General features: G+C 35.7%; 14 protein-coding genes. 8 read left to right on the top strand and 6 right to left on the bottom strand.

What is annotated here, in order from left to right:
* Nucleotides 1-15 precede the first annotated feature (15 nt).
* Nucleotides 16-1,239, top strand: a complete 1,224-nt coding sequence (locus VB248_RS08590; protein ID WP_323296348.1) for a hypothetical protein — start codon at nt 16-18, stop codon at nt 1,237-1,239.
* 238 nt (nt 1,240-1,477) lie between these two features.
* Nucleotides 1,478-2,383, top strand: a complete 906-nt coding sequence (locus VB248_RS08585) for a 3',5'-cyclic-nucleotide phosphodiesterase (protein WP_323296347.1) — start codon at nt 1,478-1,480, stop codon at nt 2,381-2,383.
* A gap of 17 nt (nt 2,384-2,400) precedes the next feature.
* Here the strand turns inward: VB248_RS08585 and VB248_RS08580 are convergent, their stop codons facing one another.
* Nucleotides 2,401-2,589: a hypothetical protein gene (locus VB248_RS08580; RefSeq protein ID WP_323296346.1), complete on the bottom strand. Its 189-nt coding sequence runs from the start codon at nt 2,587-2,589 to the stop codon at nt 2,401-2,403.
* Between the two features lie 161 nt (nt 2,590-2,750).
* On the opposite strand from VB248_RS08580, the gene ggt reads away from it, so the two are divergent.
* On the top strand, nt 2,751-4,547 hold the full coding sequence (ggt, locus tag VB248_RS08575; protein WP_323296345.1) for a gamma-glutamyltransferase: 1,797 nt from the start codon (nt 2,751-2,753) through the stop codon (nt 4,545-4,547).
* A 45-nt stretch (nt 4,548-4,592) separates the two neighbouring features.
* On the opposite strand, the gene VB248_RS08570 is transcribed toward ggt, so the two are convergent.
* The 5 genes from VB248_RS08570 to VB248_RS08550 all read right to left on the bottom strand — a co-directional run bounded on the left by VB248_RS08570 (nt 4,593) and on the right by VB248_RS08550 (nt 10,246).
* Nucleotides 4,593-5,795 carry an MFS transporter gene (locus VB248_RS08570; protein ID WP_323296344.1) on the bottom strand — a complete coding sequence of 401 codons (1,203 nt, stop codon included), beginning with the start codon at nt 5,793-5,795 and terminating at the stop codon, nt 4,593-4,595.
* A gap of 61 nt (nt 5,796-5,856) precedes the next feature.
* A complete protein-coding gene (locus VB248_RS08565) occupies nt 5,857-6,951 on the bottom strand; it encodes an FUSC family protein (protein WP_323296343.1) in 1,095 nt (364 codons plus the stop codon).
* 30 nt (nt 6,952-6,981) lie between these two features.
* Nucleotides 6,982-7,797, bottom strand: coding sequence for a PD-(D/E)XK nuclease family transposase (locus VB248_RS08560; RefSeq protein ID WP_323296342.1), 816 nt, complete (start codon nt 7,795-7,797; stop codon nt 6,982-6,984).
* A 147-nt stretch (nt 7,798-7,944) separates the two neighbouring features.
* Nucleotides 7,945-8,628 (bottom strand): VIT1/CCC1 transporter family protein, encoded by a 684-nt coding sequence (locus tag VB248_RS08555; RefSeq protein WP_323296341.1) that lies wholly within the window; start codon nt 8,626-8,628, stop codon nt 7,945-7,947.
* 172 nt (nt 8,629-8,800) lie between these two features.
* The gene (locus VB248_RS08550) at nt 8,801-10,246 is read right to left on the bottom strand and encodes a POT-type proton-dependent oligopeptide transporter (RefSeq protein WP_323296340.1); all 1,446 of its coding nucleotides are present in this window, start codon (nt 10,244-10,246) and stop codon (nt 8,801-8,803) included.
* 526 nt (nt 10,247-10,772) lie between these two features.
* Here VB248_RS08550 and VB248_RS08545 point away from each other — a divergent pair.
* From VB248_RS08545 to lepB, 5 genes are all read left to right on the top strand, one after another.
* The gene (locus VB248_RS08545) at nt 10,773-11,552 is read left to right on the top strand and encodes a ParA family protein (protein ID WP_323296339.1); all 780 of its coding nucleotides are present in this window, start codon (nt 10,773-10,775) and stop codon (nt 11,550-11,552) included.
* Between the two features lie 60 nt (nt 11,553-11,612).
* The gene (locus tag VB248_RS08540; protein WP_323296338.1) at nt 11,613-12,554 is read left to right on the top strand and encodes a ParB/RepB/Spo0J family partition protein; all 942 of its coding nucleotides are present in this window, start codon (nt 11,613-11,615) and stop codon (nt 12,552-12,554) included.
* 120 nt (nt 12,555-12,674) lie between these two features.
* Complete coding sequence (locus VB248_RS08535; protein WP_323296337.1) at nt 12,675-13,304, top strand: DUF5683 domain-containing protein; 630 nt, start codon at nt 12,675-12,677, stop codon at nt 13,302-13,304.
* A 49-nt stretch (nt 13,305-13,353) separates the two neighbouring features.
* Nucleotides 13,354-14,070: a 4-hydroxy-tetrahydrodipicolinate reductase gene (gene dapB, locus VB248_RS08530; protein WP_323296336.1), complete on the top strand. Its 717-nt coding sequence runs from the start codon at nt 13,354-13,356 to the stop codon at nt 14,068-14,070.
* Between the two features lie 268 nt (nt 14,071-14,338).
* Nucleotides 14,339-15,538, top strand: a complete 1,200-nt coding sequence (lepB, locus tag VB248_RS08525) for a signal peptidase I (protein ID WP_323296335.1) — start codon at nt 14,339-14,341, stop codon at nt 15,536-15,538.
* Nucleotides 15,539-15,547 lie beyond the last annotated feature (9 nt).

The following is a 15,547-nucleotide window of genomic DNA, read 5'->3' as shown; positions in this document are numbered from 1 at the left end:
AATTTGTATTATTCCATGAAAAAATCAATCTTGTTAATTTGTATTTTTTGTATAAGTGCTACAACTCAGGCATTTAGCCAAGTTTTTTCTGACTCGCTGATATTCAATATTCAAGGTTCGTTGGGAAAACTGCAGAATGAAAACGAAAACCTAAAGAGTAGAGTAGAAATGCAGAGTCGTTCTTTGATGGATATATCTAAAAATCAATCACTTACTGATAGAACTAAATGGGATAAAATCAAAGTGAATTTGATAAGAAGTACTGAAGTATATAAAATTTTAAGTGATGATATTATCGATTTAAAGTCGCAAGTAATCAATCAAGACTATCAAGGATATATTAAAAAACTAAGTTCTGTTGAAAAAGGTCCTTTAGGATTTTCTTTTGAAGAAGTAATTTTAAAAACGGCAGAAAACAAGGCTATTTTTAACAAAAAACAAAAAAATGAACGCTTTGTAAGTGTACTGAAAAGCTTGAAGGATAGTCCAATTGTAGGTTTAATTCCTTATGCTTCGCAGGCGGTAAATCTTTCTACGGCTGCAGTAAATGTGGCTTATGCTGCGGGTGTGCAAGATAAAAAAGTAAATTTTGAAAAAATTAAGGAGTTTGAAAAAGAACTCCAACGTTATACGGGTTTTTATAATGCCTTGGATAAAGCCAATATTACAAACGCCAATTCAAGTTCACAGACGGTAACCTTACTTGAATCTTTGCAATTAGACTTATTAGAAAAGTTCAAAAAGGATGCTCAGAAAATTGGATATAATCCAAGAGAAATGAAGAATGATGAAACCTTAGATGATTACTTCAACTACTTGGTAGGCGACTTTACGACTGACTATATGAAAAAACGTATTTCAGACATTGAAGGGAAATATACCCAAAAAGACGGAAAAACGAATTTAGCCGAATTGCTACAATATGAATTAGATATTCGTCATGTGAATAACAATTTAGATTTTTTACAAAGTTTATGTAATCGTTTTATTGGCATTCACGACCAGTATTTTGATTTAGAAAATCGTTATTTCGACCAAGTAAAACAAGCAATCAACGTAGCAAAAGCCAACAATATCATCGAAGCCGTAGGTGAACGTCCTGCACAAATGGTATATGATGATTTGATAAAAGAATTAGGAGCGAAAAAGAAAAAGAAAGATTCAGCTATCAAATCAAGTATCAATATCAAAGAGTTGAAAGATAAAATTGAATCAGTGGATATTTATAAAATCCTTTAATTTTTATAATCGTCTATTCTCAGTGTGTCTAAAGCAATTTTCACTGAGCGGTATAAGTACTTAAAAATCAATATTTTGAATTGTAATTCATAACTCATCATTCAAAACTCATACTTTAAATGCCTCTTTCTCGCCCGAAGGAGGTATTTTTATGTTTATTCTTTTCCAGCAATCAACCAAACTTAAAATCATGACTCTCCGAATTTTTCTTTGTTTTCTTTTATTTTCCACTAATCTAATGGCTCAAAAAAGCAAGCAATCGGCTTTTCAAGTAGTGCCTTTGGGCGTAAGAGGTGGTATTGATGAAAAAAATCTTTCAGCCTATATGCTTGCACCCGTAGCTACAAACGATTTTGTCTGTTTGGATGCAGGAACAATTTATGCAGGCATTGAAAAAGCCATCGACAATAAAGTTTTTCAAGGCTCTGTGCAAGAAGTACTTAGGAAGTACATCAAAGGATATTTTATTTCACACGCTCATCTCGACCATGTTTCGGGCTTAATTATTAATTCGCCAGCCGACTCATCCAAAACAGTTTATGCCACTCAGAAGTGTATGGAGTTGATGCAAAATCATTATTTTAACGATGAAACTTGGGCAAATTTTGGCGATGCAGGCAAAGGATTTCCCTTAAAAAAATACCATTTTGAAACCTTGAAAGTAAGCGAAGAAGTAAAAATCAATAATACTTCTATGACCGTAAAAGCCCTGAGCTTGAGCCACGTAAATCCTTATGAGAGTACAGCTTTTTTAGTGAAAAGTAACAACGATTTCGTTTTGTATTTAGGCGATACTGGGCCAGATGAAGTAGAAAAGAGTACGCATTTAGCCAATTTGTGGAAAGAAATAGCTCCACTGATTCAGCATAAGCAGTTAAGAGGAATTTTTATAGAAGTATCGTTCCCGAACGAACAGCCTGATAAGTTTTTGTTTGGTCACCTAACGCCCAATTGGTTAATGAAAGAAATGACAAAATTGAGTGAGCTAACAGGAAAAGATGCTTTAAAAGGATTTAAAGTAATTATTACGCATCAAAAACCACCTGCGAGTAGTGAAGCAAAAATCAAGAAACAGTTACAAGAGCAGAATAATTTGGGTTTAGAATTGATTTTCCCCGAGCAAGGAAAGAGGTTTGAATTGTAGTAGGTTTAAGATGACAATTACCATTCATCCATCAATTCGTTTGAGTAATTTTTAACATCCCAGATTTTATCAGCTTCATCAATTGCTTTTTGCAAAAAAAACTGAGCCAGATAATCTTTTATATGTAACAAGTCTTTTTCGTCAATATCCATCTCATATAAATTCAATAATTCCTGTTGGATATTAGACAAGGGTTTTGAGTTCATTGTCATTTTCTGTAAGATTAAAGCTTGTAAAAAATATGAAGGTACTTTGAGCAAATATACATAAAATGAAATCTAAAAGTTTTGAAACCGCTCGTATTATCAGAAATTAATTGCTTAAATTCTGATAATTCCATAAATTGAGAAGAAAAAAATCAACAAATATGAATTTAAAACACGTACTTCTTTTATCAACAAGTATATTAAGTATTGTTGCTTGCAAAAGTCAACAAGCTGTTCAACAAAGTACTACTATACAAAAACCTGCTGAAAATCAAGGTTTTTATCAATTTACTAATGAAGACCCAAACGCATCTCCTTTCTTTGCTAAAAAAGCCTCTGTATATGCTAAAAATGGATTGGCTACTTCTGCCCATCCTGTTGCTTCTCAAGTAGGCGTAGATATTTTGAAAATGGGTGGCAATGCCATTGATGCGGCTGTGGCTACGCAATTTGCATTGTCGGTGGTTCATCCTGCGGCTGGTAATATCGGAGGGGGTGGTTTTATGGTTTTTCGTGATAAAAAGGGTAAAACTTTTACGCTTGATTATCGTGAAAAAGCTCCAGAAAATGCCAGCCGAGATATGTATTTGGACGAAAACAAAAACGTAAAAGCAGGGCAATTAAGTTGGGTTGGGCATTTGGCAAGCGGAACGCCCGGTTCGGTAGATGGTTTAGAGCAAGCACATAAGCGTTTTGGAAAACTTACTTGGCAACAAGTACTACAACCAGCCATTGATTTGGCAGAAAATGGCGTAAAACTGACTGCTCGTGAAGCAAGAGGTTTGAATAATGTAAGGGCTGAATTAATTAAATTTAACCCGAACAAAACCTACTTTATGAAGGCTGACACGGCTAAATGGAAAGAAGGAGATGTATTAGTACAGAAAGATTTAGCAAAGACACTACGCTTGATTCAAGCACAGGGAAGAAAAGGCTTTTATGAAGGCGAAACAGCAAAATTGTTGTTAGCCGAAATGAAGAGGGGAGGAGGAATCATTACCCAAAAAGATTTGGATAATTATCATGCAGTTTGGCGTGATGCAGTGATTGATACTTACAAAAATTTAAAGGTAATTTCAATGCCACCGCCATCAAGTGGAGGTATTGCTTTGATTCAGTTGTTGAAATTTGTTGAACCTTATCCTTTGAAAAAATGGGGCTGGCATAGCGATTCTACTACGCAAGTAATGATAGAAGCCGAACGCCGTGTATATGCCGACCGCTCGAAATGGTTAGGTGACCCTGATTTTGTAAAAGTACCTCAAAAGGAATTATTAGATGCTGAGTACTTAAAAAAACGCTGGCAAGATTTTCAGTTCAGTCAGGCATCGGATAGTAAAGTTATCAAAGGCGGAACAATTGCTGGTTTTGAAAGTACCGAAACTACACATTCATCTTTTGTAGATAAAGAAGGAAATGCGGTTTCAATTACCACCACTTTAAATGGTTCTTATGGAAGTAAAGTCGTAGTGGACGGTGCAGGTTTTTTGATGAATGATGAAATGGATGATTTTTCCATCAAACCGGGCGTACCCAATGTATATGGTTTGATTGGCAACGAAGCTAACGCCATTGCTCCAAATAAGAGAATGCTTTCGTCGATGACTCCTACGATTGTTGAAAAAGATGGAAAATTGATGATGGTGCTTGGTACTCCGGGTGGCTCTACCATTATTACTTCTGTTTTTCAGGTATTTCTAAATGTGGCAGAACATGATATGACCATGCAACAGGCAGTAGATGCACTGCGTTTTCATCACCAATGGATGCCAGATAGAACTACTTTTGAGGACGGAGCTTTTACTGAAAAAACCTTAATTAGACTCAGAGAAAAAGGCTATAAAATGGATGCTCAAAAAAATACCATTGGTAGAATGGATTGTATTTTGGTATTGCCTGATGGTACTTATGAAGGCGGTGCAGATGTAAGGTCTGATGATACTGCGGTTGGATATTAATTTATGTAATTGCTTGAGATTTCTTGAAATCTCAAGCAATTACATTTAAACATCTTTCACTCTGAATAAAATAATAAATGCCGAAATAGCGGTTAATAATCCAATTGATAAAATAGAAAAATTTATCCCAAAATGATCAGCCAATATGCCTGTGATAATAGCTCCGATGGCATAACCTAAATCTCTCCAAAATCTAAATATTCCTAAACTTTCAGCTCTTTGCATTGGGTGAGTATAATCTGCAATGGCATTAATAAAAGTTGGATAAACTAATGCTGTACCGATACCCAAGGATAAGCCGATGACTGCAAAATGCCAAAATGTATTTGCCCAAATCAATAAAATGATGGCTAAAGCTTGTAAAAGCATCCCCCAAAACAAGAGCATTTTCTTTGAATATATATCAGAAAGCCTTCCCGTAAATAGTTGGGAAATCCCCCAAACTGTTGGGTAAATAGCAGCTAAAACACCTATTTCTGTTGCCTCAAAATGCTTTGCAAAAAGAAGTATAGGCAAGATTCCCCAAACCATCCCATCGTTGAGATTGTTAACTAAACCTGCTTGAGTAATGCCACTTAGCGACGGATGCTTGAAGCTTGTATCAACAAATATATTTCTTAAAAACGGTATTTTACTTTCTTGACTTTCGTTATTGACGTGTCCTTTCGTGTCTTTTACAAATAAAATACTCAATAGTAACCCTGATACTGAGAAAACAATGCCTAAATAAAAAGGGTAAGGTCTCACGCCATAATTACTGGCGATATAACCTGTCAGAAAAGCTACAAGTCCAACTGAAACATAACCAGCAAATTCATTGATGCCAACGGCAAGCCCACGCTTTTTACTTCCGACAAGGTCCACTTTCATAATGACAGCCATACTCCATGCTAAACCTTGATTAACTCCTAAGAGTATGTTGGCAATAATAATCCAGTTCCAATGATTTGCGTAAATTAGAATAAAAGGAACAGGCAAGGCAAATAGCCAACCAATCACTAAAAGTCTTTTACGACCAATTTTATTGGCTAATTTTCCAGTGAAATAATTACAAACAGCTTTGGTGATACCAAAGGCAATGATAAAAGAAAAAATTGCCGTATGAGATGAAATACCAAATTCTTTTTCAGCTAATTGTGGTAAAATTGAGCGTTCAAGCCCAATCATTCCGCCAACAAAAGCATTAATAATGACTAAAAGAGAAAATTGTTTCCAGTTTTCTTTTAACCCAAATTGTATATTTTCCATTTGATTTTTAATTATCAACTCACCGAATATACAATGCTTTCTCCTTCAAACAATCATTATTTTATTTTCCTTGAATTGATTTTTTGACGTTTCTAAGTTTATTGGTAGCATAAAAACGAATTTTTTCGTGATGAATAAACCAACCGCCAATCGCTCCGATGAGACTTCCGATTGAAATATCTATCAAGCGAGTATATATTAATAAGTTAGGGTCTTGAATCAGTGGATTTGAGGCTTCTGCAAGTAGAATCGTCATTGGAGTAATAAAAATCACTGCCAAAGCATAATGCCGAACAATCAACATTTCGATAATGAACTGCAAAGTAATGATAGTCAGGCAAATACTTAGGGGTGTATTAGTTACAGACAGCACTATCCAACAAAGTCCTAAGCCCAAGAAAGTACCCAAAATTCTATGAAAAACCCTTTCCCAAATATGGTACAGCGTAGCTCCTTGCATCACGGCAAGGCACGAAATCGGAATCCAGTAAGGGTTTTGGAGTTTTAATAAATGACCAAAAAGAGTAGAAGAAAACATGAAAAATCCTATCATCAACGATTCAATAATGATGGAAGATTTGTCTTTAGCTTGTAGTTCGGGCAAAAGATTTCCTTCTTTTTTCTCTTGCTTTTTCTTGGTAATCAAGCTGTAAATTAAAGCTAAAGTACAAGCCAATATTGTTCCCAAAGCTATTAAACCAACTTTTTCGGGAATACTTTTGATGTCATGTGGCATTCCACCAGCCAAGGCAGCTATCAAAATAAAGAAGAAACTTGCGGGAGGTTTGGTTTTGAAGTAAAGATTGATGCTGAATACAATGCTTGAAAAAATGCCAAAAACGATAGTGGAAACCAGCGGATTGAAACTAAAAATCAATCCTACAAAACAAGAAATCATAAAACCGAATGAACAAATAAATAAAGTGGTCATGCGGTTTACGATTGAATTTGAAGTAGGAATATACAAAATAACAAGCCCTGCAAGGCTTGCCAAAAGTCCTGATTTTAGACTGTCGAAGTACAAGCCAACGAGTAGGGGAGTGCCAATACACAAAGCCGCCAACACAGGAATATGCCAAAGTCTGGTACTTTGTTTTACTTGAAAGAAATTTTTAATCTCTCTTTCCAATATCTTTTTGATGGATTTTTCCTGCATTTTTTTAAAATAACAAAAAAAATGGAAAGCTTAATATGCTTGCTCGTCTGCCCTTAGTTTTTGAATTTGCTCTATTGTTAAATCTGTTAGCTCAGCAATTGTTTCATCATCAAAACCTTTTTTGATTGCTTTTTGGGCAATCTCAATGCTTCTTTCATTTCTCTCAAGCTTGAGTACTTTGCGATGAGACGCTTCTATTTTAGCTTCTTCCCATTCTTCGGGGCTTATATTCTCATAACTTACAATTTCGGTTACTCTTTTGATACCTTTATTTTGGATATTTATCTTTGGATTTTCTGGATTGTGAATACTTTCATAAATCAAATCCAACCAGTCACGATAATTTTGAGGAATATCTTGTCCTTTGTAGTTGGGATTAAGATATATTAATTCATGATTGAATATTTTTCTTTCAATTCCCTTTAAATTTTTAGGATTCAAAGAAGAAATCAGTACTTCATCTCGATAAAATTCTCTTGTTTTTTCATTGATTCTGTAAGGTGCAGTCATTACAACGATAGTGTAAACAGTTCTTTCTACGGTATAGTCTTCACTACTTCTTTGTTGTTCAGTAATGGCTTGTAAATGATAATGCAGAAACCTGTCGAAATTATGGTCATACTCTACTTTTTGGATTTCGATGATAATTCTTTTTTTAATATCTTCAGCAAAAATGTCATACTTGAAATTGATGTTTCCTAATTTGGGTTGAAATGCCTTTTCAGTTTCAATTTTCTCGGGATTCACGTCAATACCAACAATATCTTTTACAAAAGCCCTGAAAACAATCGCATCAGTAAAGGCTTTTTTAAAGAAAACTTCATTGTCTAATCTTGCAAGTGCCATACATATCTTATTTTTAGTAAAGATAAATTAAAATGATATTCGGAAGTAAGGCAAAATTATTTTCAATTCTCATTTGTAGTGTTACTCGAGAAACAATTTTTATATTCGCCTCAGTATCCTGAATTATAGACACCTACTTCATTTTATTTATCCTCCAAACATCTTCGCTACAAAAAAGGCTGCCCCTGCTGCCGCTGCCCCGATAAGCGTTACTTTGATAGCACCTGTTAATGGATTTTGTCCTGTTACTTTACTTTTGAAGAAGCCAAAAACAAAAAGCGTTATTAAAGTTACGATGATAGAATAGAGTAATCCCTGATGTGCATCTTCTACAAAAAAATAAGGGGCAAGCGGAATAATTCCACCAACTATATAAGCAACCCCAATCGTTAAAGCCGAATCTCTTGCACGATTGATGTCTGGTTTTTCTAAACCTAATTCAAATTTCATCATAAAATCCACCCATTTCTTTTTGTCTTTAGCGAGGGCTTCAACGATTAATTCTTGAGAGGCTTCATCCAAACCATAATCGGCAAATACTTCTCTTACTTCTTCTTTTTCTCTTTCAGGTACTCGCTCTACTTCGTCGTATTCTCTTTTTAATTCTGCTTCGTAATGTTCAACCTCTGTTTGTCCAGCCAAATAGCCACCCAAGCCCATGGCAATTGAACCTGCCACAATTTCAGCAATTCCTGCGGTAGTAATGATAGAAGTATTACTTACCGCACCAGACAAACCTGCTGCTAAGGCAAAAGGTACAGTAAGCCCGTCTGACATCCCAATGACGATGTCTTTAATAAAATCGGAGCTTTCTAAGTGTTGTTCTTCCATAATTTTAAGTTTTAAATAGCTATCAGCTTTGAGCTGTGAGCTTTGAGCTGTGAGCTACGAGCTATGAGCTATGAGCTACGAGCTATGAGCCTTGAGTTTTGATAGTGATATTAAGAAATAAAAATATAAATAAAAAGCTCAAGGCTCACTGCTCAAAGCTCATAACTCACAGCTACTCCGCCACTCCCACATATCGAGTTTCTTTTAATCTTGAAGCAATTGAAATATAAATTAAAAACGAAATAAACATCAATGCTGTAAAGAACCAATAATATTTAGCTCCGTCTAATTGTGCAAAGAAACCTTTGTTGGCAATGTTCTCGTTGATCAGCGATACCGCTAAGTTACCAATTGAAACGGTTGAATAAAAAATAGCCGTCATGGTTGATTTCATTGATTTCGGAGAATTTGTATAAGCATACTCCAAACCAGTGATTGAAACCAAAATCTCGCCCCATGCCAAAACCAAGTACGCTAATACTTGCCACCATACAGAAGGTTTTCCGCCTGCATCAATTTTTTCTTGGATTAAAGCAATGATTAAAAATGATAAAGCAGTAAGAAGAAAACCAACACCTAAACGACGTAATGGCGTAGTTTTAATGCCCAATTTCTCGAAGAAAGGATATACAAAATAAGTAAATACAGGAATAAAACTTACTAAGAAGAAAGGATTAAATACTTGTACTTGTTCTGGTAAAAACGAAAATCCTAAACCAGAGTTTAAATCTAATTTTTGTGCTTGAAGTACCCATTCAGATAAATTTTGGTCCCACAAAGCCCAGAAAATAGGAATAAAAGAAAATACAATAATCAAACGATAAACGGCTTTTACATCTTCTACTTTTTGTGGGTCGTAGTTTGCTTTTGCAACATCAAGCCAGTGTTCTCCTTTTTGTTTTTTGCCCATATTTACCAAAGCATTGAAAGAAATAAAGACAAAGTTATTTTTATTGATGCCCATTGGTGGTACTCTAACGTATTTTTTTCTGCCCGAAAAGAAAATAATCGTTGCCAAAGCCATTAAAATACCCGGAATACCAAAAGCCCATCCTGCACCATATTTATCGTAAACAATAGGAATCAATAGATTTGACAATACAGAACCAGCATTGATTGAGAAGTAAAACCAACCATAAACTTTCGACATAAAATGCTCGTTGGTTTTATCAAATTGGTCGCCAACATTGGCTGAAACATTGGATTTGATACCGCCAGCACCAGCCGCAATGACCGTCATCCCCAGTGAAAACAAAGCCAGATTGGTATCAAACATTGCCAACATTAAATGCCCAAAACAGTATAAAATAGATACATATAAAATCACTTTGTATTTTCCGAAAAACCAGTCAGCCGCAAGTCCACCCAAAATAGGCATAATATACGCCAAGGCAACAAACATGTGTACTTTCTGGTTCGACTGTGCCTCAGCGGTTTGTTGAAGTAGCGGATTTAGCGTTGGATTGAAGAACTGTGCAATCAAAAAGGTTGGAAGGATAGAACGCATCCCATAAAAACTAAAGCGTTCGGCGGCTTCGTTACCGATGATATACGGAACAGCTTTGGGATAGCTATTCGATTTTTGTACTACTTCCGAATCAGTGGAGTTTGATGTCATAAAAATAATTTTGTTAATCAGGAATGTGAATGAAATGTAAAAAAAATGTTAAGATTATTACTCTCAAAATTATGCTAAAATACATTTTTAAGCTTTGATAAACAATTCCTTCTTTCAGTATTTATTCCGTACTTACCAAATAATATTGCACTATATTGCTATATTTTATCAGAATTGAGCTTTTTCATTGTCTTAATCCAATGTTAAGACAGCTATTAAAAAACATTATTCACTAAAAGTATTCCGTAAAAAATCCTAATAAAGTTGGATTAATATAGGTAGAAATACGATAAATTGTAATTCGTGAAACATTTTGTGGAACACCCTTTGCTTATATGGTCGGAAAGGACGATATTTGAAGTCTGTTATTTGAGGTATTGGTAATTCGGAATTAGACCGTATGAATTAATAATGAGTATTCGCCCCAAATTAGTTGTATTTTGGAAGATGAATACTTTCAGTTTTCAGAGTATTCTATTTGCTATTACTTATTTACTAAAAAAACGTAACTCAGAAAAAGTCCAAGATGGGGAAAATAATTGCCATAGCCAACCAAAAAGGAGGAGTTGGAAAAACGACAACCACTATCAACTTGGCGGCAAGTTTGGCCGCTCTCGAATTCAGAACGCTCATCGTTGATGCCGACCCGCAAGCCAACTCTACTTCGGGTTTAGGATTCAACCCTAAAGAAATCGAAAATTCAATTTATGAATGTATGGTTGATGGCGTGAATGTGCAAGATATTATTATTGCCACAGACTTGCCTTACCTTCATATCATTCCTTCACACATCGACTTGGTGGGTGCTGAAATTGAAATGATTAATTTGCGTGATCGTGAACAAAAAATGAAAGAATCATTGAATACGATTATCGACAATTATGATTTTATCATTATCGACTGTTCGCCTTCTTTGGGTTTGATTACCATCAACGCTCTTACAGCAGCCGATTCTGTAATTATTCCAGTGCAATGTGAATACTTCGCCTTGGAAGGTTTAGGGAAATTGTTGAATACCGTAAAAATTATTCAATCAAGACTAAACACCAATTTGGCTATCGAAGGAATTCTTTTGACCATGTACGATTTGAGAGTTCGTTTATCCAACCAAGTAGTAGCAGAAGTAACGGCACATTTCCATAATATGGTTTTCAATACCATCATTCCAAGAAATATCCGTCTTTCAGAATCGCCAAGTTTTGGAGTACCCGCCATTGCCCACGACTCTGAAAGTAAAGGTGCAATCAGTTATCTGAATCTCGCTCGTGAGGTTTTGGCAAAAAATGGATACGTCACACAGGAGTAGATTTTTCTTTTAGGGCTTGTCCTATTTCCGAAAAATCTGTTCTTTATCACCATAGAAGCAATGAGTAAAGTAGAAATTCCCGCTGTAAAAAAACGTGTCGGACTTGGTAGAGGCTTAGGGGCTTTATTGCAAGATTCTGACGAAGTAAACAATGTCCAAAGCAGACCTCCTGCTGCACCGATGGAGCGTCCGAACAGATTAGAACAAATCAGTTCGATGAATGAAATTTCGGTTGATTTAATTGAAACCAACCCTTATCAACCTCGTACACATTTTGATGAAGAAGCACTGAACGAATTAGCGGATTCGATTAGAATTCAAGGGATTATTCAGCCGATTACGGTGCGTCAGCTTGCTCCGAATAAATTCCAACTTATTTCTGGAGAACGCCGTTTACAGGCTTCAAAAAGAGCTGGGCTCAAAAGTATTCCTGCGTATGTTCGTACTGCCGACGACCAGCAAATGTTGGAAATGGCATTAATCGAAAACATTCAGCGTGAAAATTTGAATGCTATCGAAATCGCTTTAAGTTACCAACGTTTGATAACCGAATGTTCTTTGAAACAAGAAGAATTGGGCGATAGAGTAGGAAAAAACCGTACCACAGTAAACAATTATATACGTTTACTAAAATTACCAGATGTAATTCAAGTGGCTTTGAGAGATACAAAAATCTCGATGGGACACGCCAGAGCCATCATCAATATTCCTGACAGAGAACAACAATTAGAAATTTTTCAGAAAACCATTGCCGATGATTGGTCGGTAAGAAAAGTAGAAGAAGCTGTACGTGAATTGTCGAATGCTTCATTGGTAAATTCAGCCAAAAAAGCAGCAGGCGGAGGCGTAAAGCAAGAAATCAGAAGTTTACAATTTCGTTTACAAGCCTATTTTGGGGCAAAAGTTACCGTAAAAGCAGACGACAAAGGCAAGGGCGAAATAAAAATACCGTTTACTTCGCAAGAAGAATTAGATAAAATTTTATTGGCAATTAAAGCTTAATTGAGATGACTTACAATGAATGTGAGAATTCATTGTAAGTCATTGCTCTTAAAAAATCTTAATTACCCTTCACCAGACGGAATATTAGCGGTAATTTTGCGTTGAAGTTGAAAACTTAAAATGAAGAAATTACTCGTATTATTATTTTTTTGTACAGGATTTTCAGTAGAAAGTCAGGCTCAGGTACTTCAAAAAAAGGCTGTTGAAAGTTTAAAAGATACTTTAGTAAGCAAAATAGCAAAAATAGATTCAGTAAAGAAACCCTATAAAATTATTCCAAGATTAGCCACTCTTCACTCATTAATGGTGCCGGGCTGGGGGCAAATTTACAACAGACAATATTGGAAATTGCCATTGGTTTATGGCGGTTTTGCTGTGAATATTTACTATATTATTACCAATCAAAAAAGATATACTTATTATAAACAGCAGTATATCAGCAACTTTCAAGTAACAAGCCCGCCATCGAGTGCAGAAATCTACCTTTACGGAGATACCAGCGGTATTCCAAGGGAATATACTTCTGCCCAACTCAATACAATCGTGAACGGTTACAGAAGAAATAGAGACGGCTCGTATCTATTTTTGGCAGTTGTTTGGGCTGCAAATATCATTGATGCAAACGTGACGGCTCACTTAAAGACTTTTGATTTGACAGACGATATTTCGCTGAAAATTCAACCAACACTTACAAGTCCTGATATGATGAATGCCGTTTATGGTGCTAAATTAACCTTTGCTTTTAAGTAAAATTCCTCTGGGAATATTCAATTATACAATCATTTTATTTGAAAATTTTATGAATATCGTATTACTCGGTTATGGCAAAATGGGAAAGGTTATTGAGAAAATTGCCTTAGACCGAGGGCATCAAATTGTTGCTCGCATTGACGTAAATAATCGTCAAGATTTTGACGCTCTTACTCTTTCACAAGTAGATGCTGTGATTGAATTTAGTCATCCTTCATCTGCTTTTCAAAATGTAAAAGCTTGTCTTGAAAAAGGTTTTCCTGTGGTTTGTGGTACAACTGGCTGGCTTGAAAATAAACCAGAAGTAGAAGCTTTGGCAATTGAAAAAGGCGGAGCATTTTTCTGGTCTTCTAATTATTCAGTAGGAGTAAATATCTTTTTCCAATTGAATAAAATGTTGGCAAAACTTATCAATCCGCAAAAACAATACACTGTTTCTACCACAGAAATACATCATACAGAAAAGAAAGATTCACCGTCTGGTACAGCCATTACTATTGCCGAAGGTTTAATCGAAAACCTTGATGGAAAAGAAAAATGGATAAATAATGAAATTCCAGCCGAAAACGAAGTAGCGATTTGGTCGGCTCGTGAAGGCAAAGTACCAGGAACACATATTGTAAAATACATTTCAGACATCGACCAAATCGAAATTTCACACGTAGCTCACGGTCGTCAAGGCTTTGCTTTGGGAGCAGTTTTAGCTGCCGAATGGATTGTAGGCAAAAAAGGCGTTTTCGGAATGGACGATTTGTTGGCTTTATAGCTTTGAGCGACGAGCTATGAGCTAACAGCTGTGAGTTATGAGCATTGAGCTATGAGTTTTTAAAAGTCAAATGTCATTGCTGAAATCTTAAAGCTCACTGCTCAAAGCTTACGAGTTATAAGCAGTGAACTATGAGCTTTTTAAAAGTCAAATGTCATTGCTGAAATCTTAAAGCTCATAGCTCACAGCTCATTTCTCACAGCTAAATTTGTAATTCTTTTTTCAACCTTACGACTAATCACTGGAAAACATTTCCACGCAATACAAAATGTCAGAAAAAACACAACCTAAACAAAAATCAGCTTTCCGTGAATGGATAGATTCCGTAGCTTTTGCGGTAGTAGCTGCCACTTTAATTCGTTTCTTCTTTTTTGAAGCATACACGATTCCAACGCCTTCTATGGAAAGCTCATTGATGGTTGGCGATTTTCTTTTTGTAAGTAAACTACATTACGGCGTTCGTACTCCTAAAACACCTTTGCAAGTACCACTTACGCATCAGAAAATTTGGGGAACAGATATTCCTTCGTACTTACGTTGGTTAGATTTACCGATTAAACGTCTGCCTGGTTTTTCAGAAGTAAAACAAGGTGATGCGGTTGTTTTTAACGTGCCAAATTATACTCCAGATGGTGATGCTCCCGTTGATTTAAGAACTTACTATATCAAGCGTTGTATCGGTACGCCAGGCAAAACTTTGGAAATCAGAGATACGCAAGTATATATTGATGGTAAACCAATGGAAAATCCTGCCAAATTACAACAGAAGTATTTGTTGTATGCCAAACAAGATTTACAGACTTTGAGTGAATCTGAAATCGGTACTTTTGAAGAAATGGGAATCGTGAATGGCGTAGATGCTACGGGAAGTGCCAATGAGAATATTTCTCTTCCGATGGGTAGCGACGAAATCAGTTGCCTTGATTCTACCAAAGGAAATTTTGTATATGTAGTAAATACTTATCAAAGCAATATTGATGAGTTGAAAAAGAAAAGCTGGGTAATAGATATTAAAAAAGTATCTATGGCTAAAAATACCAGCGAAAGCCCTGATAGCTATACCAACGACGGTGCTTCTACGCCAATGTTTGGTACTTCATATCACTGGAATAGAGATAATTTTGGGCCATTATTGATTCCGAAAGAAGGAATGACCATTAAGTTGGACTCTGGTAATGTTGATAAATATAAGTACATCATCAAATATTACGAAGGAAATAAAAATGTTGTAATTGATGGTCACAGAATTATGATTGATGGAAAAACAATCACTTCTTATACTTTCAAACAAGATTATTACTTTATGATGGGAGATAACCGTCACCATTCAGCGGATTCACGCTATTGGGGCTTTGTTCCTGCTGACCACGTTGTAGGTAAAGCTGTATTTATTTGGATGTCGCTTGACCCTAACAAATCATTCCTCAGTAAGATTCGTTGGAGTAGAATTTTCAGATTCGTAAACTAAGCATTTCTA

The sequence above is a fragment of the Arcicella rigui genome, from assembly GCF_034929435.1.
GTDB lineage: Bacteria > Bacteroidota > Bacteroidia > Cytophagales > Spirosomataceae > Arcicella > Arcicella rigui.
The sequence above is the reverse complement of the archived record's forward strand: the minus strand, read 5'-3'. Positions and strand labels throughout refer to the sequence as shown.

Coding starts and splice junctions, on each gene's coding strand:
- VB248_RS08580 (WP_323296346.1), bottom strand. CDS start 2,589: ATGAACTCAAAACCCTTGTCTAATATCCAACAGGAATTATTGAATTTA.
- VB248_RS08555 (WP_323296341.1), bottom strand. CDS start 8,628: ATGGAAGAACAACACTTAGAAAGCTCCGATTTTATTAAAGACATCGTC.
- VB248_RS08570 (WP_323296344.1), bottom strand. CDS start 5,795: ATGGAAAATATACAATTTGGGTTAAAAGAAAACTGGAAACAATTTTCT.
- VB248_RS08565 (WP_323296343.1), bottom strand. CDS start 6,951: ATGCAGGAAAAATCCATCAAAAAGATATTGGAAAGAGAGATTAAAAAT.
- lepB (WP_323296335.1), top strand. CDS start 14,339: ATGTCAGAAAAAACACAACCTAAACAAAAATCAGCTTTCCGTGAATGG.
- VB248_RS08545 (WP_323296339.1), top strand. CDS start 10,773: ATGGGGAAAATAATTGCCATAGCCAACCAAAAAGGAGGAGTTGGAAAA.
- ggt (WP_323296345.1), top strand. CDS start 2,751: ATGAATTTAAAACACGTACTTCTTTTATCAACAAGTATATTAAGTATT.
- VB248_RS08585 (WP_323296347.1), top strand. CDS start 1,478: ATGGCTCAAAAAAGCAAGCAATCGGCTTTTCAAGTAGTGCCTTTGGGC.
- VB248_RS08590 (WP_323296348.1), top strand. CDS start 16: ATGAAAAAATCAATCTTGTTAATTTGTATTTTTTGTATAAGTGCTACA.
- VB248_RS08535 (WP_323296337.1), top strand. CDS start 12,675: ATGAAGAAATTACTCGTATTATTATTTTTTTGTACAGGATTTTCAGTA.
- VB248_RS08560 (WP_323296342.1), bottom strand. CDS start 7,797: ATGGCACTTGCAAGATTAGACAATGAAGTTTTCTTTAAAAAAGCCTTT.
- VB248_RS08550 (WP_323296340.1), bottom strand. CDS start 10,246: ATGACATCAAACTCCACTGATTCGGAAGTAGTACAAAAATCGAATAGC.
- VB248_RS08540 (WP_323296338.1), top strand. CDS start 11,613: ATGAGTAAAGTAGAAATTCCCGCTGTAAAAAAACGTGTCGGACTTGGT.
- dapB (WP_323296336.1), top strand. CDS start 13,354: ATGAATATCGTATTACTCGGTTATGGCAAAATGGGAAAGGTTATTGAG.